This is a genomic window from Photobacterium salinisoli (assembly GCF_003614885.1).
Lineage (GTDB): Bacteria > Pseudomonadota > Gammaproteobacteria > Enterobacterales > Vibrionaceae > Photobacterium > Photobacterium salinisoli.
This window is the reverse complement of record NZ_QZMS01000007.1, coordinates 812,150-833,591: the sequence shown is the minus strand read 5'-3', so window position 1 is coordinate 833,591 and position 21,442 is coordinate 812,150. Positions and strand designations below refer to the sequence as shown.

Genomic DNA, 21,442 nt, shown 5'->3' with positions numbered 1-21,442 from the left:
CTCCTAAAATAAAATGAGTCTGGCTCTGAATTCATCAGAAGCATCAGCGTAACCAAAAGGAGAGCAGTATGACTTCCGACCACCAGAGCACTGCCAATCCGATCATTTACTGGTACCACCAGTTACGCGTTACCGACATTCCTTTCGTTGGCGGTAAAAATGCTAGTCTGGGTGAAATGATTAGCCAATTGAAAGAAGCCGGCATAAAAGTGCCGATAGGTTTTGCCACCAGCGCCCAGCTCTTTCGCGACTTTCTGAGTCAGAATCAGCTTGACGAACCCATAGCCCGGTTACTGGCAGATATGGATTCAGGCGCCATATCCCTGGCAGACACAGGTGCAAAAATCAGAGCATTAATCGCCCAAGGCACTTTCACCGGCAAACAAGAAGAGGCTATTTCTCATGCTTATCAGCAACTTTGTGATCAACTGAAGACTGCCAATGTCAGCGTTGCGGTCAGAAGCTCAGCCACGGCTGAAGATCTGCCTGATGCCAGCTTTGCAGGTCAGCAAGAGAGTTATCTCAATGTTCGCGGTTGTGATCAGGTACTGCAAGCCTGCCTGCAATGCTTTGCCTCACTCTATACTGACCGGGCGATAGTCTACCGCCAGGAAAAAGGCTTTGCTCATCAGCAGGTCGCCTTGTCTGTTGGTGTTCAGCAAATGGTGGAGTCTAAAGCGGCCGGGGTGATGTTCAGTTTAGATACTGAAAACGGGTTTCCCGATGTCGTGATTATCAATGGTGCGTGGGGGCTCGGTGAAATGATCGTTAAGGGTAGCGTGACACCTGATCGTTACATGGTTTATAAGCCGCTTCTGGAGAAGTCGGGCAAGCGACCTATCATCGAAATAGAACGCGGTAATAAACAGCAGAAAATGGTTTATGCATCCAGAAATCACACAGATAACCCCCACGATGGACAGACTGTCGTTCTTCCGACAACCGAGGAAGAACGCTGCGCATTGGTTCTGTCTGATGATGAAATTTTACAACTGGCTCGCTGGGCAGTGATTGTAGAACGCCATTACGGTTGTGCTATGGATATGGAATGGGCGAAAGACAGTCAGGGGCTCTATCTGGTCCAGGCCCGCCCCGAAACCGTGGAATCACAAAAGCAACACGCTGTTCTGGTGAACTACAGTCTGAAAGAAAAATCGACCCTGTTGCTGGAAGGCGCCAGCGTTGGCAGCGCGATCGCTACGGGCCAGGTTTGTCTGATCAGCGATCCGCACCAGACCGATCAATTTCCGCAAGGTGCCATTCTGGTCACCGAAAGGACCGATCCAGACTGGGTGCCCTTGATGCGAAAAGCCGCAGGGATCATCACAGATACCGGCGGCCCAACCAGCCATGCTGCTATTGTCAGCCGAGAACTGAAAGTCCCCGCCATTGTGGGTACGGAACATGCGACACAGCGTCTGACGGACGGACAAGCGATCACATTAAGTTGCGCAGGTGGAACTGTCGGGCAAGTGTTCGAAGGCATATTAAGCTATGACACCCAGCAGGTGAATCTGGATGACATTCCACGTACAAAAACGGCAGTAATGATTAACGCCGCCATGCCAGATGGCGTCTTTCGCTGGTGGCAGTTACCGGTCGCTGGGATCGGTCTGACCAGGATCGAATTTATGATTTCAAGCCAGATCAGAGTCCATCCTATGGCACTGCTCCATCCCGAAAAAGTGACAGACCCAGATGTTCGCCAGACGATCAACCAATTGACGCAAGGTTATGCTTATCCACCGGATTACTTTATCCATCATCTGGCGATGGGTGTGGGGAAAATTGCAGCCTCGCAATACCCGAAACCGGTCATTGTGCGAATGTCAGACTTTAAATCCAATGAATATCGGGGCCTGCTGGGAGGTGACTTTTTCGAACTCCACGAAGAAAATCCAATGTTGGGCCTGCGCGGGGCTTCACGCTATTACCACCCGCTTTATCGTGAAGCTTTTAAACTGGAATGCCAGGCCATTGTAAAAGCTCGCCAGGACATGGGCTTTGATAACATCATAGTGATGATCCCATTCTGCCGCACAATCGGCGAAGCCGATAAAGTGCTGGATGTTATGGCTGAAACTGGACTGAAACGTGGTGAAAACGGTCTGCAAGTCTATGTAATGTGTGAAATTCCCTCGAACGTTATTCTGGCAGACAAGTTTGCACTCCGCTTTGACGGTTTCTCAATCGGCAGTAACGACCTCACCCAGTTAGTCTTGGGTATAGACCGTGATTCGGCCGAACTGAAACCACTATTTGATGCAAGAGACGAGGCAGTGAAAGAGATGATTGCCCAAGTGATCACTGTCGCGCACCAGTATGGCTGTAAGGTTGGGATCTGTGGCCAGGCGCCGTCAGATTACCCGGAGTTTGCCGAGTTTTTGGTCAATTGCGGCATTGATTCGATTTCCCTGAACCCCGACTCCTTCGCCAAAGGGTGCCAGCAAATCGCACTTGCAGAACTCAAATACCAAATGAATACTGCCGGTCACGAATAACCAGCAACAGGTCCGGACAATAGTGTGTACGCGATTTAAGAACTCTCTGAGATGTACTGTTTCAAGACATCCCAGCGAAAAGTAGGGCCATCAGAACACACATACTTGTCCTTCAGGTAACAGTGCCCGCAGGTTCTGACCCCGCAGTGCATGCGACGCTCTATCGACAGATAAATGGCCTGTTCAGACACACCGCTGGCAACCAGATGCTTTGCCACCGCAAACATCATTGCTTGCGGACCGGCCAGCAGCACCACGTCCGGACCTTCATCAAACTGGCTGAGCACCGTGGCAAGGATATCGACCGGTGTACCGCCTGATTCATTTTCACCCTGTTCGATGTCACCATCTTCAATCATGTTGAAAACTGGGATGACCTGCTGCCAAGACCTGCGCTCCGGCGTCAGCATCTTCGCCTGACGGCTGCGAGCCCCATACACTACCATCAGTTGGGTGTAACTTTGTTGTTCAACGAGCTGATTCACCACCCCGACTAAAGGTGCCAGGCCGCAGCCCCCACCCACAACCAGTACCCTTTTATGACACACTTTCTCCATGGGCCAGCCTTTACCGTAAGGCCCTTTAGCTCCGAGGATCTGCCCTACTTCAAGCTCAAACAATGCTGAAGTAACACTGCCCATCCTTCGGACCAGCGCCCGAAAAGTCCCATGTTGATCAGGAAGTTGTGTAAAAGTAAACGGTGCTTCTCCGACAGAAGGCAGACAGAGCATGAAAAACTGTCCTGTTTTCGCCCTCATCCAGTCTTGCTGCACTTTCGTGGTTTGAGTTGCCGTGTCCAACAAACGAAATGTGAAATGGCGGGCGTGCTCACCATCATCATAAAAGTCGATCAGACGAACAGCTGTTGGCGTGAGACTATGCATCTTTCACTATCCTTTTCATGACCGAATGCACCCCTATAACACCCGGGCAAGTCTGCTCACACCGCCCACAACCGATGCAGCCATACCGACCAAATTCAGGCAAATAATCATCACTGAATTTGTGGTACCAAAAACGCTTCACTCTTTCGCCGGCCTGCTCTGCGGGATTATGGAAACTGGCCTCACGCTGAAACCCTTCGTATAAACAAGAATCCCAGAAGCGTACCTGGCGGGCCTGAGTCGACAGCTTATCAGAGTCGTCTTGCGACACAGCCTGATTTTGTGTGCCATAACAAGAGCAGGTCGGACACAAGGTGGTGCAACCGGAACAAGCAATGCACTGTATTGCGACCTGTTGCCAGAACTCATCGGACACTTGGCCACGATTGAGTTTTTCAATGCCTTCCGGAATATAAGAGTGATCGTCGAACTGCTGTTCACAGTGAGTAAGGTTGTCCCAGCGTAAATTTTTATCCCGACTTGTTGCAGGTGTCAGCACCAGCCCCTGCAAGGCGGCATTACCAGAATCTGTCACCACAATCAATAACCAGCAATCATCTTCCAGCGGATGCAAAATCAGATCGGCCGTGCTATCTCTGACTCCCGGTCCGGCATCGACCAGATTGCAAAATCCATTCTGACAAGGTAGAACACAATCCACGCCAACCAACAAGGCTTGTTGCCGCCGAGCCTGATAATAAGGATCCTGTTCGAAAAATATGTCCTGATAGTGAATTGCCATCAGATCGCAACTCTGAACCCCGAACAATACAAAAGGTTCCGGTTTATAAATGGTCTCACGAAAAAACTGGCCATCGAAGACATATAAGGTCTCCTGTTCGGCAAAGAAAAAGCTTTTGGCTGAACTCAACGGTCTCTGCTGACTCAGTGGGGGAAATGGGGCTTGAACTTCAGACTGCCAATAGGATTCCCCCCCCTTATCAACGACCTGATACAGCTGACGGGTCTGGGATAGGTGCGCTTGCAGATCCTGAAGTGAGTGAAGTAAATACTGCCGCATCTTACATCCCCTCCAATAATTGCTCTATATCTTTAGGCGCTTGCCCCGGGGGTAATGGCACTACAGATACGGCACATGCTTTCAGCTCAGGCATTTTCGTGATTGGATCCTGCGCGGTATTGGTCAGTTGATTCGACGGTGCTTCTTTGAAATGGTATGGCATAGCCACCAGGCCCGGAGGAACGTCATCGGTGATCATAGCGCGAGTCTCGACATAGCCCCGACGAGAACGAATCCCCACTGGCGAGAAACGCTGAATATTCAGCGTCCTGGCATCTTCCGGGTTGATGAAAAGCAGTCCCACTGGTGTTTCCCGTTCCAGCAAGGGAGATTTCCGGGTCATCGAACCACAACCGTAATGACAAGAGAGCCGGTTTGTTGTCAGGATGAATGGATATTGTTCGTCGGCCATTTCATCAATATCAATCTGGTGTACCGGGATCAGTCGTGCCTTACCAATAGGAAAAGTCGTTTGATGTAATATAGCCGTTCCTTGCGGTGCATCCTGATTGCAGGGCCACTGTAAACCATGAGCCAGCTCAATTCCTGAATAGCTCATTCCCTGATAAGACGGCGTCAGCGAGGTCATCTCATCGAACACAGCCTCACTGTTTGTCCAGCTGAGCGCATGGCTGCCTAATTTCTCAGCCAATGCCTTTAACCATTGCCAGTCGCCCATCGCTGAACCCGGTGGCTGCACAGCCTGAGCAATATGCTGTACCCGCCGCTCGCAGTTAGTAAAAGAACCGTCTTTTTCCGCAAAGGATGCCGCTGGCAAAATGTAATCTGCCAGCTTGGCTGTCTCCGTCATCGTCAATTCAGCAACCACCAGCAAGTCCATTTTCTTCATGGCCACGCGGACATGATTCTGATCAGGATCAGTCACTACCGGATCTTCGCCGAATAAAATTAAACCACGAAAGTCACCGGCCAGTGCCGCTTTAGTCATTCCCAGCGAAGTCAGCCCTAGCCGGGTAGCGACCGGCTCTCCCCAGGCTTGTGCAAACTTGTCTTGCGCAGAGGTATCCTCAACGGCCTGATAGCCAGGATATACATTCGGCAGGCAGCCCATATCGCATGCGCCCTGCACATTATTCTGCCCGCGTAACGGATTGATACCGGTACCGGGACGACCAATCTGACCACAAACCAAAGCCAGATTAGACAGTACAATGACATTCGACGTCCCGCTGACAAACTGGGTAATTCCCATGCCGTACAGAATCATGGCGTTTTTGGCCTGACCATAGAGTTCCGCGACTGCCCGGATTTTGGCTGCGCTGATGCCTGTACTCAGTTCAGCCAGCTCAGGCGTGATTGTCTCTACACTGCGTGCAAGGGCTTCAAAACCTTCACAGCGCTGACTGATAAAAGACGCGTCATACAGCTTTTGTTTGATAAGAACGTGCAACATCGCATTGATGAGCGCGATGTTACTGCCCGGTTTGAGTTGAAGGTGCAGATCCGCCATTTTAGCCAGCCGGGTCACTCGGGGATCAATGACCACCAATTTCGCCCCTCTTAGCCGGGCTTCAATCACCTGCCCGCCCAAAACACTGTGATTTTCCGTCGGATCCGCACCGATCACGACAATCAGCTCGGTTTCGAAAATATCTTTGGTGCTATTAGTCATCGCACCGGAGCCTAAGGTTTGTTTTAACCCGGCAACCGTGGGGCTGTGGCAAATACGGGCACAATGATCAATGTTGTTGGTCTTCAGGACGACTCGGGCAAATTTTTGAGCGGCATAGTTATCTTCATTGGTTGCGCGTGCGCTGCTGATAACCCCCACAGCATCAGGGCCGGACTCAGCCTGAATATCCCTTATTGCCTCACTGATTTCATTCAATGCCTGATCCCAACTGATGGGATAGAAACGATCATGTATCCGCTTCAGCGGCTCAATAATCCGGTTTTCAGGTCGAATCGCATAGGCCGTGCTCCAGCCTTTTTCACACAGCTTTCCGCGGCTCACTGGATGACTTTGCTGAGGTTCAACCCCAGTCAGGTTGCCCTGTTCATCCATTTTCAGATTGATCCCGCAACCGACACCACAAAAAGGACAGACTGTTTTCACTCTTGAAGAAGCCATTACCATCAACAATCAATCAACGGGTTCTGGCATTGAGTATAGCAATCCAGCACGAAGCGGATTAACGCCGGTACACTATTCTCCCTTTTCTCTCTTAAACACTCGTTACTCTTTATTCTGAGCAGATACCGGCTTTCTCAGGTAAATCACATAATACACCAGGCCAACTAAGACACTTCCGCCCACCAGATTCCCCAGAATGACAGGGATCAGGTTATAGATAAGACCCAACCAGCCCACCGAGCCAGACACGTCAGCCGTTTCGGAAAAGGCCTGAATTAACATGGCTAATGGAATGAAAAACATATTCGCAATACTATGCTCAAAGCCCGCCGCGACGAATGCGGATATCGGAAAAACAATTGCGACCGCTTTATCAAAAACGCTTCGCCCGGCCATTGCCATCCAGATCGCCATACAAACCAGAATGTTACACAACACACCTCGGAAAAATGCGCTCCAGAACGGTAAGCTGCATTTTACTTCAGCAATCTGCAGATAACGCTCCGCAATTAGCCCGTGATTCAATTCTGTATGCCCCGATGCATACACCAAAACAGCCAGGCCCGCTGCCCCGATAAAGTTTGAACCGCATACCACCAGCCAGTTCGTCAGCAACTCAGCCGTCGAAATCTTTTTGTCTGCCCAGGCCATCGCCAGTAAGTTATTACCGGTAAACAGCTCAGCACCTGCGACCACCACCAGCAACAGCCCCAGTGAGAATGCGATGCCCCCCAACATCTGACTGGTGCCAAAACCCAGACTCGCGTCAGACTTGATCACCACGAAGTACAAGGCTCCCAAGCCAATAAAGGCCCCCGCAAGTATACCCAGCATAACCATAGACAACAGTGGCAGGCGGGCTTTAATCACGCCTATACTGTCCACTTTTTCAGCGATTTGCTTCGGTGAAAAGGCATCAAACCCAAAAAGATCAGCCATGGTTCACTCCGGTCAAAGACATAAGATCAAAGATGCTAAACGGAAGTCGTATCTGTCATGGATAATTCTAGTACAGTGATCCGGCCGGACTCTGTCTGCTTATTCTGTCTTTAATGCCATTTTTCAATACTTAACAATCAGTTGAAGAAGACCTTTCCATTTGGCACGCCTTCTCACAATTAAGTTAAAAGGCACGGCTGCGCCTTTCCACACTCTGCTCCGTGCGATATTCAGCGACAAAGCAGGCTGTTATTAGCCGGCCACCAGATTATTCATCCAGGCTTTTGAGCGGATACGTATGCTGGAACCAATAATTTTCACCACTTCTTCTAATACCAGCATGGCGTATACCCATTCCAGCGGCAGTTTCAGCACAAAGGCACAAAATGCGGTCAGTGGGATCCCTATCATCCATTGCGCTGCAATATCCTGATAAAAGCAGAAACGAATATCACCGCCAGCCCGTAACACCCCCACTATCATGGTCATCGGCAGGCTTTTCACTATCATGCCGACGCAGAAAATCATGAAGAAATGCTCGGTCAGATCCCGGGTTTCCGGCGTCATGGCAGCAAACAAATCCAGCACAGGATCGCGAATCAGGAACATGAGCCCTGCCGTGACCACAGCAAAGCCAAAATTGATCACAGTGACGGCCCAGGCCTGCCGGTAAGCCTGCGCCATATTACTGCCGCCCAATTGATTGCCAATCAGCACTGCTGACGCATTGGATATACCAATCAGCAACGCCAGCGCCAGTGACTCAATAGGCGTCATTACAGATAAGGCCACCAAACCATCGACACCAGCCTGCCCGATAATGACGTGATACATGAAAATCCCGCCAGACCAGGCAAGGTGGTTAAAGGTGGTTGGCAACGACAGTTTCAGAAAGCGATTTATCATCTGAGCATTAAGCACTTCAGGAAACAGCGACCAGCGCAGCGCAATCGGGTGATCCTTAAGGTGCAGATAACTGAATAACAAGGCGATTTCGACCAGACCGCTGATGGCCGTTGCCCAAGCAGCACCGGCAATGCCATAAGCCGGCATCCCCAGATTACCGAAAATCAGTACCCAGTTAAGAAACAGATTAAGCGTAATACCCACAGCACTGAACAGCGTGCTGATTCCAGGCTGATGCATCGCCCGCAAACCGACAGAGACACTGCTGCCCCACGACACAGCATACAAACTCACAGCCGTAATTTGCAGGTACTCGGCGCCCCGGGCAATCACCTCAGGGTTATTTGTCGCCAACCCGATCACCTGCTCAGGAAGCACGAGAAAGACTAATGCAGCCAGAGTGGCAACCAGGGTTGTCATCGTCAGCGTCAGCGCAACGCTCTGTTTCATCCCGTGCTGATTGCCTGCCCCCCAATACTGGGCTGCCAGTAATGCCCCGCCTGTCGTCACCCCGAACAGCATAATGGTGACCACAAACAGTGCCCGGCCAGCAATACCAATTGCCGCCACATCCAGCTCATTTAACTGACCCAGCATCAGAATATCGACCAGACTACGGCTGGAAAACAGCATAACCTGTAAAGCGATCGGAAAAGCAATCGCCAGCAGGCGACGCACAAACACTCCGTCAAATAAGGGGGAAGCAGATGACGACATACATATTCCTGAGAAATAAGGAGAGCATAAGAAAAGCGACAGGCCAGATTTTATACTGCCCCTTTCAAATCACAAGTTGTAATCCCAAGAGAGAAACGGCCAGATCCGCACGGTGCTTCATTCAAACCCACAGATTACAAACCACGATCAGAATAATAAATATAAAAAAATGCAGCGACTTCGCTGCATTTTGATATCTCTTAATCTGCTGTTCGCGTGGGGAGTTCGGGAAGGTAGTCTCCTGCATTATCAGGATAAAGAAGATATTCCCCGTGATATTTCACCAGCGATTTATAGTCAGTGACTTTGTACAGTAATAATCCTTGCTGGTAGGCCGAATCAATACATTGCTGGGTATTTCCGCGAACATAAACAGATAATGGCTTAGCCAGTACCCCAGCCTCATCAAACGCTTCTTTTAGCTGCTTCGTACACACCACCAACGACGCCTGACCATCGGTATGGTGCGTCACTTTACGGTTCACTTCGTATTCTGTCGCTACCACCCAATCGAGCTGCTGCAGCGTATGGTACAAGGCCTCCAGCTGCTCAGCTTTTACCGGACTGGTAGTGCCTTCGTCGCTCAGCACACCCGACAACGCCCATGCAAGATGTTGAAATTTAAGCTTAAGTTGTGCCTGCTTGCCCATACTTCGAGCCATCTGCTGCCAGGCAAGCAGGGTTTTTGCCACACAATGATCATAGCGTTGCTGTTTAATGACTTTGGTGATCCAAGCACTCATGAAGTGCGTTTCGCTCACCGGATTATTGGGGGTTTTGCCTGATGCAACAGAAGACTGCAACTCAGCCAGACCTTCATTCACCAGTTTGTTCAGCTCTTGATAAAACACAGCCATAATATTTACTTTCAGATACTCTTATTCAATCACAGGTATCAGGCGTCTTTCGCCAGTCCCCAATAAAACAAGCAGGCTAACACTGCACAAGCGGCCATCGTGCCTGCCAGCGGCCAGGCTGTAGTATCCGGCATTGCCGCCACAATGCCGCCCACCACAGTACCTGTGCCAAAACGCATTGTACCAGCCAAAGACGAAGCCGTACCCGCCATGTGCGGATACTTGGCTAACAAACAAGCCATTGAATTACTGGCGACGGTAGAAATCGCACCCACAAGCAACATAACAGGAACAACGACACCCCACAGACCCAGTTCGAACACTTGTCCTGCGATCAGTCCTGCCCCGGCAATCAGTTGAATGATCAGGCCCAAACGCAGCATAAAATGCGAGCCCATTTTGCGTACCAGCTTGCCATTTAAAGTGGTCATCACAATCAGGCAGATCACGTTCAGGCCAAACAGCAAACCAAAGTTTTCCGTGCTGACATGGTACAGATCAATGTACACAAAAGAGCCGACGGTCAGGAAAACGAACATGCCCGCGAACGAAAAGCCGCTGCTCACCACCAGGCCAAGTGCAGGGGCTGATGTCAGCATACGCGCATAGTTTCTGAGTGTGGAACCCAAATGAAACGGCAGTCTTTTTTCGGCCGGCAGGGTTTCAGGGATCATTTTCAGCACGGCCAGAATGACAATCACTGAAAACAGTGCCAGGAACCAGAAAATGGAACGCCAGCCGAACCAGACCGACAAATATCCCCCCATCATTGGGGCGGCTAGAGGAGCAATTGTCATCACCAGGGTGACAAAAGACATGGTGCGGGCGAACTCTTCCCTTTCAAACATATCGCGCACCAGCGCTTGAATGATGACAGCGGCAGAGGCCCCGGCAAAGCCTTGTGCGGCACGGATCCAGGTCAGTTCATTAATGTTATGGCTCATTGCACTGACCACTGCCGCCAGTGCAAACAACATCACACCGATTATCAGTACCGGACGCCGGCCATAGCTATCTGAAAGCGGCCCATGAATAAGCTGTCCAACGGCAAAGCCTGCGGTATACGCTGTCAGGGTCACCTGCACCAGACTGGGGCTCACGCCCAGATCTTTGGCGATAGTTGGCATTGCAGGCAGATACATATCAATCGCCAGCGGGGTGAGTGCGGCGATTGCCCCCAGAATGAGGATCAGCGAAAAGCTCAGGCCAGGACTGTCAGATTTATTCATAAACCACTTATTAGCATATTGAAAAGGAAAGGGAGAGATTGTACGACAATTTCCACTACTTAAATCTTTCCCGACAGGAAATGATAAGTTTCTTTTTATGGCGTACTAGCGAAAAATTGTGATGTGCGTTATCACAAAGTTCAAGTATTGACCAAGAAATCGCGACTATGTTGCCTGACAGCGAAGTTTCGCTGTTTTTTCTCTATCGGCCGGAACAGAACGAAAACAGGTACTAAAAAGGCGCCGATACCCCTACAGGGCCGACGCCTTCTCGCTATGCCACTACGTTGTTAAACCACTAAGTCGCTATAATACTCAAAGTCGCTCAGTCACTGACAGATTAGAAGCTGGCGATTTCTTCCTTCGTAAGAGGACGATACTCGCCAGGTTCCAGATCGTCATCCAGCACCACAGCGCCGACCTGCTCACGATGTAACGCCACCACTTTATTGCCAATCGCGGCAAACATGCGCTTCACCTGATGGTATTTCCCTTCAGAGATAGTGATCAGTGCCGCGCACTCCTCAAGAATCTCCAGTTTTGCTGGCCGGGTCAGCTCTTTCTCACCGCGCAGTTGTACGCCTTCGGCAAACTCGCTGATTGCTGAGGCCGGAATAGGATCAGCCGTTTCCACATAGTAGACTTTCTCGCAGACGTGGCGCGGCGACGTGATACGGTGTGACCACTGGCCGTCATCCGTCAGCAGCACCAGGCCTGTGGTGTCGGCATCCAGTCTGCCCGCTACATGCAGTTTTTCCGGGCTGACTTCATCTAACAATACAAAAACGGTCGGATTAAAATCATCAACATGTGAACACACATAGCCCTGAGGCTTGTTCAGCATAAAATATTTCGGACCCGTCATGTGCAGCGAGTTACCATCAAACTCAACCTCACAGGCATCGGTGATTTTCAGTGCACCGTTTTTGACGATCTCACCATTCACTTCTACTCTTTTTTCTTTGAGTATTTTACCGGCTTCCTTACGGGTAATTCCCAGGGCGGTACATAAAAATTTATCAAGCCGCATTGCAGGCTCCGAGTGTTGCAAAAGCGCCATTATAAAAACCTGGCCTGCGTGTTGCACGTGAAATCTCAAACCTGAGCCAGCTGAAGCAATATCACTAATTGCAACCCCTGATCACAAATTTTTACATTGCATTGCCTGAACTGCCACTAAGCTCAAAAAGTAGAACATTTCTCCATTTTCACGGTCTTCACTTATAGACAGAGGGCATGAGTTATCCGTATAAACACCTTGAAGAACTCATCACTGTGCCATCAAAACACCGAACAACTAAGGTTGACTTATGAACATCTCACTTGTAGCGCCTAGCCTGTCTTCTGTGGACATGCTGCTTACACTAGTTGGGGAACTCTTTGAATATGAAGTCCTGCCACAAAAGCGCGAGCAAACCACACAGGCAGTCCACCAGATGTTGAACAATCCTGAATTGGGTCAGGTTTGGTTTATTGAAGTTGAACATGAAGGCAATACCATGATTGCCGGTCATATTATCCTGAGTTACAGCTTCAGCCTTGAACACGGCGGGCGGATCGCCCTGATTGATCAGTTCTACCTGAAATCCGAATGGCGTCAGCAAGGCATTGGTACTGAACTTATGCCGCAGATTGAACACCACTGTGCAGAAGCAGGTGTACATGCACTGACTCTTGAAGTGAACATAGGTAACAAAGGCGCCCGCAGCTTCTATGAGAAGCACGATTTCATTCCGCGCCGCCAGTTCTGCATGATGACCAAAACGATCAAACCGTCAAAGCTGCCACTGAATATGGCTTCCTGAATCTGACATGAAAACGGGGCTCTGCACTACGAGCCCTGGTTACACTCTTCACACCAAGACTTGTCTCCCGCAGTTTAAAGCCGTTACACTCCTCTTCGCTGTTCATCAATCAAGTCAAATCCATGTATACCCTGCGTCCCTATCAGCAAGACTGTGTGAAAGCCACAGTGCACTATTTCCGTAAACACAGCACACCGGCGGTGCTGGCGCTGCCGACAGGTGCCGGGAAAAGCCTGGTGATTGCCGAACTGGCCCGGATTGCCCGGGGCCGAGTACTGGTGCTGACGCACGTGAAAGAGCTGGTCGAGCAAAATCATGCCAAGTATGAAAGCTACGGCTTAAAGGCATCGATTTTTTCTGCCGGATTAGGGCGAAAAGAAACCGATCAGCAGGTAGTGTTTGCCTCGGTGCAATCTATGGTGAACAGTCTGGATCAGTTTGATGCAGAATTTTCTTTGTTGGTCATCGATGAATGCCACCGCGTGCCGGACGATGAAAACAGTGCTTACCAGCGTGTGATCCAGCACCTTCAGGCCATAAATGCCGGCATCAAGATTCTGGGACTGACCGCCACACCCTACCGGCTGGGTATGGGCTGGATCTACAAATATCACACCCGCGGTCAGGTGCGTACCGAGCAGGATCGCTTCTTTCGTGACTGCATTTTTGAACTGCCGATCCGCTATCTGCTGGATGAAGGCTTCCTGACCGAACCCAAAATCATGGATATGGCGGTAATTGGGTACGATTTTTCCAGCCTCAAACCTGCCAATCATGGTCATTACCGTGAAGCGGATCTGGACGCTGTAATTGCCAAATCGGCGCGCGCCACACCCATGATCATTGAGCAGGTCATTGATTACGCCAAAGACCGCAAAGGAGTAATGATCTTCGCCTCCACGGTTAATCACGCCAAAGAAATCATGGGTTATCTGACCAATGAATCTGCCGCGCTTGTGGTCGGTGATACCCCACTTGAAGAGCGGGATCGCATCATTACCGAGTTCAAGAATCAGCAGATCAAATTTCTGGTGAACGTCTCTGTACTCACCACAGGCTTTGATGCCCCCCATGTGGATCTGATTGCTATCCTGCGCCCGACCGAATCTATCAGCCTGTACCAGCAAATTGTTGGTCGTGGTTTGCGGCTGGCCGAAGGTAAAAAAGACTGCCTGGTACTCGAATATGCCGGGAACTGTTATGACCTTTATCAGCCGGAAGTCGGCGATCCCAAACCGGACAGTAGCAGTGAAGTCATCATGGTGCCCTGCCCGGCTTGCGGCTTTAAAAACAGTTTCTGGGGCAAGCTCGACCCGGCCGGATTTCTCATAGAACATTATGGCCGCCGTTGTCAGGGTTATTTTGAAGATGATGACACCGGTGAACGGGAGGAATGTGGCTACCGCTTCCGGGCCAAATACTGTGAGGAATGCGGTGCAGATAACGATATTGCTGCCCGGCGCTGTCATCAGTGCGATGCCGTGATGGTCGATCCGGACAAAAAACTGCGGGATGCGCTCAAGCTCAAAGACGCCATGATCATGAAATGTACCGACATGCAGCTGGAGCCAGGTAAAAACCAGTACGGCAAACCTCAGTTGAAAGTGACCTATTTCAGTGAAGAGGACGGCCAGCTCAGTGAAACCTGGCAACTGACGAACAAAACCCAGAAATCAGAATTCCTGAAGAAATTCATCAATCCGCATCTGGTCGACCGCCATCGCCCCTTTACCGAGACAGCGCCCACCAAGGTGGTCAGCAACGAACACAGGCTTCGCCCACCGGAAATCATTATTGCCCGCAAAAGCGGACGCTTCTGGGCAATCCGGGATAAGCTGTTCGACCTGGATCAGTACAAGCAGTAACCTTGCGATAGATGCGAAGAAGCCGCACTATCGTGCGGCTCCTGTCTGGCAATATCTTCTACAAAAAATCAGAATGCGTAGTCCAGATTCACACCCCAATTACGACCAGACTGTGTATGGCGGTCTAAGCCTTCTTCAGTCGACTTATAGCCTTCAACATCCTGATAACGCCAGTATTTTTTATCGAATGCGTTAAACAGACCTGCACGCACCATCAGATTTTCAGTCGGCGTATAATACGCAATCAGATCAACCACAGTGTAGCTTGGTGCATCAACATTGGTGTCACTCGACCAGTCTGAGCCAGATTTCGATGCAACATAAACCGCGTTGATTTCACTGCCCCAGTCACCACTTGGCGCGTCATAGCCAAGCCCCACAACTGATGTAAATGGCGAAACAGAGTCTAAGGCCTCACCCGTCTTCTTGTCTTCGTCTTCCTGATAAGCCAGAGAGACTTTTGCGTAAGTACCGCTTGGCGCGTTCAGTGCTTCGTCCAGCCAGAGTTCAGACGCGAATTCCGCACCATAAATCTTGGCTGCATCTAAGTTTTCATTGCTGATAATTTGAATACCGCTGACCACCTCAGTTTGGGAAGCAATGAAATCTTTATAGTCGGTGTAAAAAGCCGCGATACTCATTGAACCGATGCGCCCCTGTGATCTTGCACCGATTTCGTAAGCAAGGCTTTTTTCTGGTTTCAGATTCGGGTTAGCAACAATTTTGTAGCCATGTGCCCTGTTATCTTTATCTTCATACATTTCACCAAGGGTTGGTGAACGGAAGCCCTGACTGATCTGAGCGTAAGTATTGAAACTTTCCGTCCAGTGATATACCGCCCCCAGACGCCCCGTCACTGCATCACTATCATGTTCAGGCAGACCTGAAGAATTGGCAGGTTCAGCCTGATAGTTGTCGTAACGGAGACCACCGGTCACGACCAGTTGATCCTGCATTAAATACAGTTGATCCTGCAAGAAAATACCGTATTTCACGGATTTTGCATTGGGCACTTCTACCGGGCCAGGTTTCACGGTCCCGGAATCCAGGAAGTAGTCTCTATAATCCAGCTCGAACTCATTTTGTACAACACTCAAGCCATAAGTCAGCTCATGACGAGTATCGGAGAATGCAACAGCTTTATTAAACTGCGTATCAAACTGAATGCTGGAGTCTTCACCGCTACGGTAGCGATTCCGATGACCATATCTATCCGTATGATCGTAGTTATCATGTTTACTCTCACTACGCTGCCAGTTCAACGCCCAGTTTACGGCATCCGCAACGGCAAGATTCGCCTGCCATTCGTGGGTCAACCCCAATCGGATCCGATCATCTTCATCATGACCACGCACATTGGTGTAAACAAAACCCGGCATGAAACCACCGCCAGCATCGTAATTTTCCTGACTCAGGATCTGGGCATCTGTATCACGTGTATAATATTCCGCAACCAAGCCGACCCGGTTGGTGTCGTTCACCTGAACATACACTTTGCCAAGCACGTTATGTGATGCAAAAGTCAGCGGGTTCGCCTGCCCACGACTGTTGCCTTCAATATCAGCCCCATCGCCATGCGCTTCTGTTTCATGGCCATCCCGATAGGTATAAATCAGCAAACTTTCCACAGCACCAGTACGATTCGCCGCTTCAACGGTTGCCTTGTATTGATCACTGTCGCTCGCATAACCAGTTTTGACAGCCAGATGATTGTTTTCTCCAGTCTGTAATACATCTTCAGGATTTTTCGTTCTCAGCAAGACTGTCCCCCCCATGGCATCACTTCCGTAAAGACTTGAGCCAGGGCCTTTACTGACTTCAATCGCTGTAAGCGTGTCAATTTCAATGCCGTTAGAGAATTTTCGCATCTGGTCGGCCCCCGGATTATAGCCCGCCGGTTGCTCCACATTATCAACCATCACTTTCACGCGATTTCCGGAAACACCGCGCACAGTGAAATCAGAAATACCAAAACGGCCATTGCCATTTACCTGAACACCGGGCTCGTATTTCAGGGCATCTTGCAGATCATTTGCCAGATTCTTTTCCATATCTTCAGCCGTGATCTTTGATACTGAGCCCGGAATGTCTTTAATACTTTGTTCAGTTCGTGTGGCTGTCACCACAATTTCATCTGTATACGCTTTTTTTTCCTGAGCTTGCAATGAAGGAGAAAGGGCCAGCAATACAGAGCTGGCAATCAATGAAAGTTGCTTGTGATTCATAATCCCTGCTATCAATTTTTTATCAGTTAGGTTCGTTATTGGCAGCGATTATACAAAAGCAAATGATAATTACTATCAATCTCAATGTTATTTAGATCACAATTAAGTAAATTTATTCGAACTAAATCCAATTTATGAAACGTGTTGTGTGTTTTTTATTGCAAGTAGAATTGAGCTATGCAGGGGTAGATCTGACGATTTTCTCGATGTTTAAGGGGCTTGTCAGGATTTTTTCTTGTCAGTTTCACGAGGGAGTGTTAGTATCCGCGCTCAATTTGACGGTACTCAGTAAGGTCGCATTACTGAAATACCTTCTTTTTATTCACTCACTTAAGAGTAGTTATCATGAAATTTGAAGCACAAGTACGTTCAGACCTGGGTAAAGGTGCGAGCCGCCGCCTGCGTCACACTAACAAATTCCCAGCGATCATCTACGGTGGCACTGAAGCGCCAGTTGCAATCGAACTGAAGCACGATGACGTGATCAACCAGATGGATAAAGAAGGCTTCTACGATGCCATCACTCTGGTAATTGACGGTAAAGAAGTGAACGTTAAGCCACAAGACATTCAGCGTCACCCATTCAAGCCAAAAGTTCAGCACATGGACTTCATCCGCATCTAATTGCGTTTGGTGTGAAAACGCTGAAGAAGAAAGCGCCTGAGGGCGCTTTTTTTGTGTCTGACAATCTTACAAGCTATAAGGCTAGAACAGATTTTGCTGCGGATTGTCTGGCACTTTCGCGGCCTGCATTTCCAGTTCTCGCTTACGCTTGAGTAAACGCAGATAACGTTGCCGGCATAATTTGATCACATGCCGCTTCTGATCGTTACTCATTATCTGCCAGTGAAATCTCTCTTCACGGTTCCTCAGACAGCCTTTGCAATACCCTCTGTTATTCACCTGGCAGACACCAATACACGGGCTGGGAATGGTAAAAAGTTCTAACTGCTCCATATCCCCTCCTCTGTTATCTGCGTGTTATACGATGAAATGCTTGTCACGACCACAAAATGCTTAAATTACATACAATCTGATAGTAACGACTTTATGCTGATAACGCCAGTCAGCCATCAGTTCGCCCGGGTAAAGTGATGGGGCCTCTCATCAGTGAGCCACTTCACACCCATTACAAATAATCAACATAATTACCAGTGGTTTTCCTGCGTAGTTACCGTAAAAGCCAAAACAAATGATTCTTCATTTATCCTTTATTAATCATAAATTTAAAACAAACCACATAGATAACTTACGTATTAATACTTAATACCTTAGTCGCTATTTTTCACGATCTTATTTGATATCCACTCCGTGTTATTGCGCTTGTTCAGGCCTATAGTTTGTTCAATGCTTTGATTGCATAGGGATTATCCCGCTATCACAATAACAATGAGGACGTGAAACATGAGTCTGGTAAAACGCACTGTACGCAATGCTCTGGTGGCAGCCAGCGCGGTTGCGGTTTTACTTTCCAGTACCGCCGCTTATTCCGCAGAAAAAGTCTATCGACTGAAACTGGCTGAAACCTGGGGCGCAAACTTTCCTATTTTTGGCGACACCACCAAAGCCATGGCTGAAATGGCAGAAAAAATGTCTAACGGCCGTTTGCAGATCCGCATCGATTCTGCCAATAAACACAAAGCGCCGCTGGGTGTGTTTGATATGGTAAAAGCCGGCCAGTATGACATTGGCCACTCGGCGTCTTATTACTGGAAAGGCAAGGTACCAAATACCCTTTATTTCTCCACTATGCCCTTCGGTATGATCGCAGCTGAACAATATGCCTGGTTCTATCACGGTGGCGGCATGGCGCTGATGGAAAAAGTCTATGGCCCGCATAACCTGCTGTCATTCCCCGGTGGTAACACGGGCGTGCAGATGGGTGGCTGGTTTCAGAAAGAAATCAAAACGGTTGATGATCTCAAAGGTCTGAAAATCCGTATTCCGGGCTTTGCCGGTGAAGTACTGGCTAAGTTAGGTGCCAGTCCGACTAATATTGCACCGGGCGAGCTCTACACAGCACTTGAGCGTCGTACCATTGATGCGCTGGAATGGGTGGGCCCGGGTCTGGACCTGAGAATGGGTTTTCACAAAATCGCGCCTTACTACTATACCGGCTGGCATGAGCCCGCGACTGAACTGCAGTTTCTGGTCAACAAGCAATCCTGGGAGCGCCTGCCGGCGGATCTGCAGGAAATTCTGCGCGTTGCCATGCGCCTCTCTGCCTATGACATGTATATCTTAAATACCCACGCCAGTGCCGAGAACTGGTCAACCATGAAGGAAGAATATCCGAACATCAAAGTGATGAACTTCCCGGATGATGTCATGACAGCCATTCGTCAAGCCAACGATGAATTGCTTGAAGAGCAGGCCAAGAATGATCCGCTGGCAAAAGAAATCCTGGATTCACAAGCGGCCTATCTGGAAAAAGCCCGTGAATGGACGCTGATTGCTGATAAAGCCTATCTCGACAGTCAGGCTGAGCAGAAGTAACACTAAAATCATGCACCGGTCTGTCCGGTGCATGTCCTTTATCAGTCTGGAATGTTGCCTCGCAACGGAGTCATTATGCGAAGCTTATTAGCCTTCGAAAAAATCATCAACCGCTTTTCAGATTTGCTCGGCTGGATAGCCAGCACTCTATTTATCATACTGATGTTCAATGTTTTTTATGACGTTGTTATGCGGTATGTCTTTAACCATGTTTCTATTGCCATGCAGGAGATGGAGTGGCACTTGTTCTCAGCCGTTTTCCTGCTTGGTGTTCCCTACGCACTCAAGGCCGGTGGCCATGTGCGGGTAGATGTTTTCTACGAACGTTTCACTATTAAAACCCGCGCCATTATCGACCTGCTGGGAACTATCGTTTTTCTTCTGCCTTTTTGCCTCTTGGTTTACTGGTATGGCATTGACTATGTGAAAGAGTCTTATTCACTGGGAGAATCCAGCGGCGACCCGGGTGGTTTACCTTATCGCTGGCTGATTAAAAGTCTGATCCCTCTTTCTTTCCTTTTTATGGCCATTTCGGGGATCGGAATGCTGCTGCATAACATTAACCGGCTGGTAAACCCAAGCCTGTTCCACGAAAAATAAGGAATATTCCGTGGTTGGTATCATCATGTTTATCGTTGCCCTGTTCGCCCTGTTACTCGGGTTTCCAGTGGCATTTACCTTTGGTGGCATCGCACTGCTGTTCGGCGTTTGGGCAGAAGGGCCGGAAATTTTTGCATTCATGCCGTTTCGTATCATGAGCATTATGCAAAACACTGTGCTTATGGCCGTACCGCTTTTCGTCTTTATGGGGTTAGTACTGCAAAAAACCCGTCTGGCAGAACAATTGCTGGAGTCTATGGGTAAACTTTTCGGGAGTGTTCGCGGTGGTCTGGCAATCTCGACAGTATTAGTGGGCTCACTTCTGGCTGCATCAACCGGTGTGGTCGGGGCCTCTGTTGTCGCAATGGGCCTGATATCCCTGCCTGTTATGATGAAATACCAGTACAGCAAAGGTCTGGCTACAGGCACCATTTGTGCTTCAGGTACGCTGGGGCAGATCATCCCGCCATCCATCGTATTGATTTTATTAGGTGACGTACTGGGTATTCCGGTTGGCGATCTGTTTCAGGCCGCTATCTGGCCCGGTCTCGCACTGGTACTGGCTTATATCGTTTATATCGTCATTTTCAGCTGGTTGAACCCGGAAGCCACCCAGCCGATGGAACGGGATCCCGACCAGTCGCGCCGGCAAGAAGTTATCACGGCACTGAAAGCCGTGTTACCGCCTCTGGCGCTGATTATCGTGGTGTTAGGCTCGATTTTTGCCGGTATCGCCACCCCTACCGAGTCAGCTGCTCTCGGTGGCATGGGAGCTGTCCTGCTGTCGGTCGTTTACCGGCAATTCTCATGGCGCATGCTGTATGACAGTGCATTCGAAACCGTCAAAGTAACCGCTATGGTATTTGGGATCCTGCTGGGAGCGACGGCTTTCTCTATGGCATTCACCTACACAGGCGGTGACTATCTGGTCGAAGAGTGGATGCTGGCACTGCCCGGTGAAGAGTGGAGCTTCCTGATCCTGACCATGCTCATCATTCTTATCCTGGGATTCTTCATCGATTTCGTTGAAATCTGCTTTATCGTGGTACCGATCCTTGCACCGATCGCGGATGCTATGGGGATCAATATGCTTTGGTTTGCCATTCTGATTGCCATGAATCTGCAAACCTCCTTCCTGACTCCGCCCTTTGGTTTCAGCCTGTTTTACCTCAAAGGAGTGGCGCCTGACGGTATTAGCACCCGCGATATTTATAAAGGTGTTCTCCCCTTCATTACCATTCAGGTTCTGATCCTGGCCTCTGTATTAGTATTCCCTGGCTTCTACGGGCTGTAGTCTGGTAA

The 21,442-nt window shown here is 49.4% G+C and carries 17 protein-coding genes; 7 read left to right on the top strand and 10 right to left on the bottom strand.

Going from position 1 to position 21,442, the window contains the following annotated elements:
* Window positions 1-68: 68 nt before the first annotated feature.
* Window positions 69-2,501, top strand: a complete 2,433-nt coding sequence (ppsA, locus tag D6M16_RS04480; protein WP_120510752.1) for a phosphoenolpyruvate synthase — start codon at window positions 69-71, stop codon at window positions 2,499-2,501.
* Window positions 2,502-2,536: 35 nt separating this feature from the next.
* Here the strand turns inward: ppsA and D6M16_RS04475 are convergent, their stop codons facing one another.
* The 8 genes from D6M16_RS04475 to rsuA form a co-directional block, all read right to left on the bottom strand.
* Window positions 2,537-3,385 (bottom strand): iron-sulfur cluster-binding protein, encoded by an 849-nt coding sequence (locus D6M16_RS04475; protein WP_120510751.1) that lies wholly within the window; start codon window positions 3,383-3,385, stop codon window positions 2,537-2,539.
* The gene (locus tag D6M16_RS04470) at window positions 3,378-4,256 is read right to left on the bottom strand and encodes a 4Fe-4S dicluster domain-containing protein (RefSeq protein ID WP_240435522.1); all 879 of its coding nucleotides are present in this window, start codon (window positions 4,254-4,256) and stop codon (window positions 3,378-3,380) included. Before D6M16_RS04470 ends, D6M16_RS04475 begins: the two co-directional genes overlap by 8 nt.
* Window positions 4,257-4,407: 151 nt before the next feature.
* Window positions 4,408-6,498, bottom strand: a complete 2,091-nt coding sequence (fdhF, locus tag D6M16_RS04465; protein WP_120511868.1) for a formate dehydrogenase subunit alpha — start codon at window positions 6,496-6,498, stop codon at window positions 4,408-4,410.
* 105 nt (window positions 6,499-6,603) lie between these two features.
* Window positions 6,604-7,440: a formate/nitrite transporter family protein gene (locus tag D6M16_RS04460; protein WP_120510749.1), complete on the bottom strand. Its 837-nt coding sequence runs from the start codon at window positions 7,438-7,440 to the stop codon at window positions 6,604-6,606.
* 252 nt (window positions 7,441-7,692) lie between these two features.
* Entirely contained in the window at window positions 7,693-9,063 is a 1,371-nt protein-coding gene (locus tag D6M16_RS04455) for an MATE family efflux transporter (RefSeq protein WP_120510748.1), read from the bottom strand.
* 200 nt (window positions 9,064-9,263) lie between these two features.
* Window positions 9,264-9,920, bottom strand: coding sequence for a DUF2913 family protein (locus tag D6M16_RS04450; RefSeq protein WP_120510747.1), 657 nt, complete (start codon window positions 9,918-9,920; stop codon window positions 9,264-9,266).
* A gap of 38 nt (window positions 9,921-9,958) precedes the next feature.
* On the bottom strand, window positions 9,959-11,149 hold the full coding sequence (locus D6M16_RS04445) for a Bcr/CflA family multidrug efflux MFS transporter (protein ID WP_120510746.1): 1,191 nt from the start codon (window positions 11,147-11,149) through the stop codon (window positions 9,959-9,961).
* A 340-nt stretch (window positions 11,150-11,489) separates the two neighbouring features.
* Entirely contained in the window at window positions 11,490-12,179 is a 690-nt protein-coding gene (rsuA, locus tag D6M16_RS04440; protein WP_120510745.1) for a 16S rRNA pseudouridine(516) synthase RsuA, read from the bottom strand.
* A 280-nt stretch (window positions 12,180-12,459) separates the two neighbouring features.
* On the opposite strand from rsuA, the gene D6M16_RS04435 reads away from it, so the two are divergent.
* Complete coding sequence (locus tag D6M16_RS04435; RefSeq protein WP_120510744.1) at window positions 12,460-12,954, top strand: GNAT family N-acetyltransferase; 495 nt, start codon at window positions 12,460-12,462, stop codon at window positions 12,952-12,954.
* Window positions 12,955-13,076: 122 nt separating this feature from the next.
* On the top strand, window positions 13,077-14,819 hold the full coding sequence (gene radD / locus D6M16_RS04430) for a DNA repair helicase RadD (protein ID WP_120510743.1): 1,743 nt from the start codon (window positions 13,077-13,079) through the stop codon (window positions 14,817-14,819).
* A 68-nt stretch (window positions 14,820-14,887) separates the two neighbouring features.
* Here radD and D6M16_RS04425 read toward each other — a convergent pair whose 3' ends face one another.
* A complete protein-coding gene (locus D6M16_RS04425; protein WP_120510742.1) occupies window positions 14,888-17,044 on the bottom strand; it encodes a TonB-dependent hemoglobin/transferrin/lactoferrin family receptor in 2,157 nt (718 codons plus the stop codon).
* A 345-nt stretch (window positions 17,045-17,389) separates the two neighbouring features.
* On the opposite strand from D6M16_RS04425, the gene rplY reads away from it, so the two are divergent.
* Window positions 17,390-17,668 carry a 50S ribosomal protein L25 gene (gene rplY, locus D6M16_RS04420; protein ID WP_027252308.1) on the top strand — a complete coding sequence of 93 codons (279 nt, stop codon included), beginning with the start codon at window positions 17,390-17,392 and terminating at the stop codon, window positions 17,666-17,668.
* 81 nt (window positions 17,669-17,749) lie between these two features.
* Here rplY and D6M16_RS04415 read toward each other — a convergent pair whose 3' ends face one another.
* On the bottom strand, window positions 17,750-18,001 hold the full coding sequence (locus D6M16_RS04415) for a DUF1289 domain-containing protein (RefSeq protein WP_120510741.1): 252 nt from the start codon (window positions 17,999-18,001) through the stop codon (window positions 17,750-17,752).
* Window positions 18,002-18,448: 447 nt separating this feature from the next.
* Between D6M16_RS04415 and D6M16_RS04410 the strand changes: the two genes are divergently transcribed.
* From D6M16_RS04410 to D6M16_RS04400, 3 genes are all read left to right on the top strand, one after another.
* Window positions 18,449-19,540 carry a TRAP transporter substrate-binding protein gene (locus D6M16_RS04410; RefSeq protein WP_120510740.1) on the top strand — a complete coding sequence of 364 codons (1,092 nt, stop codon included), beginning with the start codon at window positions 18,449-18,451 and terminating at the stop codon, window positions 19,538-19,540.
* 75 nt (window positions 19,541-19,615) lie between these two features.
* Window positions 19,616-20,140, top strand: a complete 525-nt coding sequence (locus D6M16_RS04405; RefSeq protein WP_120510739.1) for a TRAP transporter small permease subunit — start codon at window positions 19,616-19,618, stop codon at window positions 20,138-20,140.
* A 10-nt stretch (window positions 20,141-20,150) separates the two neighbouring features.
* Entirely contained in the window at window positions 20,151-21,434 is a 1,284-nt protein-coding gene (locus D6M16_RS04400) for a TRAP transporter large permease (protein WP_120510738.1), read from the top strand.
* Window positions 21,435-21,442 lie beyond the last annotated feature (8 nt).

Coding starts and splice junctions, on each gene's coding strand:
- ppsA (WP_120510752.1), top strand. CDS start 69: ATGACTTCCGACCACCAGAGCACTGCCAATCCGATCATTTACTGGTAC.
- D6M16_RS04475 (WP_120510751.1), bottom strand. CDS start 3,385: ATGCATAGTCTCACGCCAACAGCTGTTCGTCTGATCGACTTTTATGAT.
- fdhF (WP_120511868.1), bottom strand. CDS start 6,498: ATGGCTTCTTCAAGAGTGAAAACAGTCTGTCCTTTTTGTGGTGTCGGT.
- D6M16_RS04460 (WP_120510749.1), bottom strand. CDS start 7,440: ATGGCTGATCTTTTTGGGTTTGATGCCTTTTCACCGAAGCAAATCGCT.
- D6M16_RS04455 (WP_120510748.1), bottom strand. CDS start 9,063: ATGTCGTCATCTGCTTCCCCCTTATTTGACGGAGTGTTTGTGCGTCGC.
- D6M16_RS04450 (WP_120510747.1), bottom strand. CDS start 9,920: ATGGCTGTGTTTTATCAAGAGCTGAACAAACTGGTGAATGAAGGTCTG.
- D6M16_RS04445 (WP_120510746.1), bottom strand. CDS start 11,149: ATGAATAAATCTGACAGTCCTGGCCTGAGCTTTTCGCTGATCCTCATT.
- rsuA (WP_120510745.1), bottom strand. CDS start 12,179: ATGCGGCTTGATAAATTTTTATGTACCGCCCTGGGAATTACCCGTAAG.
- D6M16_RS04435 (WP_120510744.1), top strand. CDS start 12,460: ATGAACATCTCACTTGTAGCGCCTAGCCTGTCTTCTGTGGACATGCTG.
- radD (WP_120510743.1), top strand. CDS start 13,077: ATGTATACCCTGCGTCCCTATCAGCAAGACTGTGTGAAAGCCACAGTG.
- D6M16_RS04425 (WP_120510742.1), bottom strand. CDS start 17,044: ATGAATCACAAGCAACTTTCATTGATTGCCAGCTCTGTATTGCTGGCC.
- rplY (WP_027252308.1), top strand. CDS start 17,390: ATGAAATTTGAAGCACAAGTACGTTCAGACCTGGGTAAAGGTGCGAGC.
- D6M16_RS04415 (WP_120510741.1), bottom strand. CDS start 18,001: ATGGAGCAGTTAGAACTTTTTACCATTCCCAGCCCGTGTATTGGTGTC.
- D6M16_RS04410 (WP_120510740.1), top strand. CDS start 18,449: ATGAGTCTGGTAAAACGCACTGTACGCAATGCTCTGGTGGCAGCCAGC.
- D6M16_RS04405 (WP_120510739.1), top strand. CDS start 19,616: ATGCGAAGCTTATTAGCCTTCGAAAAAATCATCAACCGCTTTTCAGAT.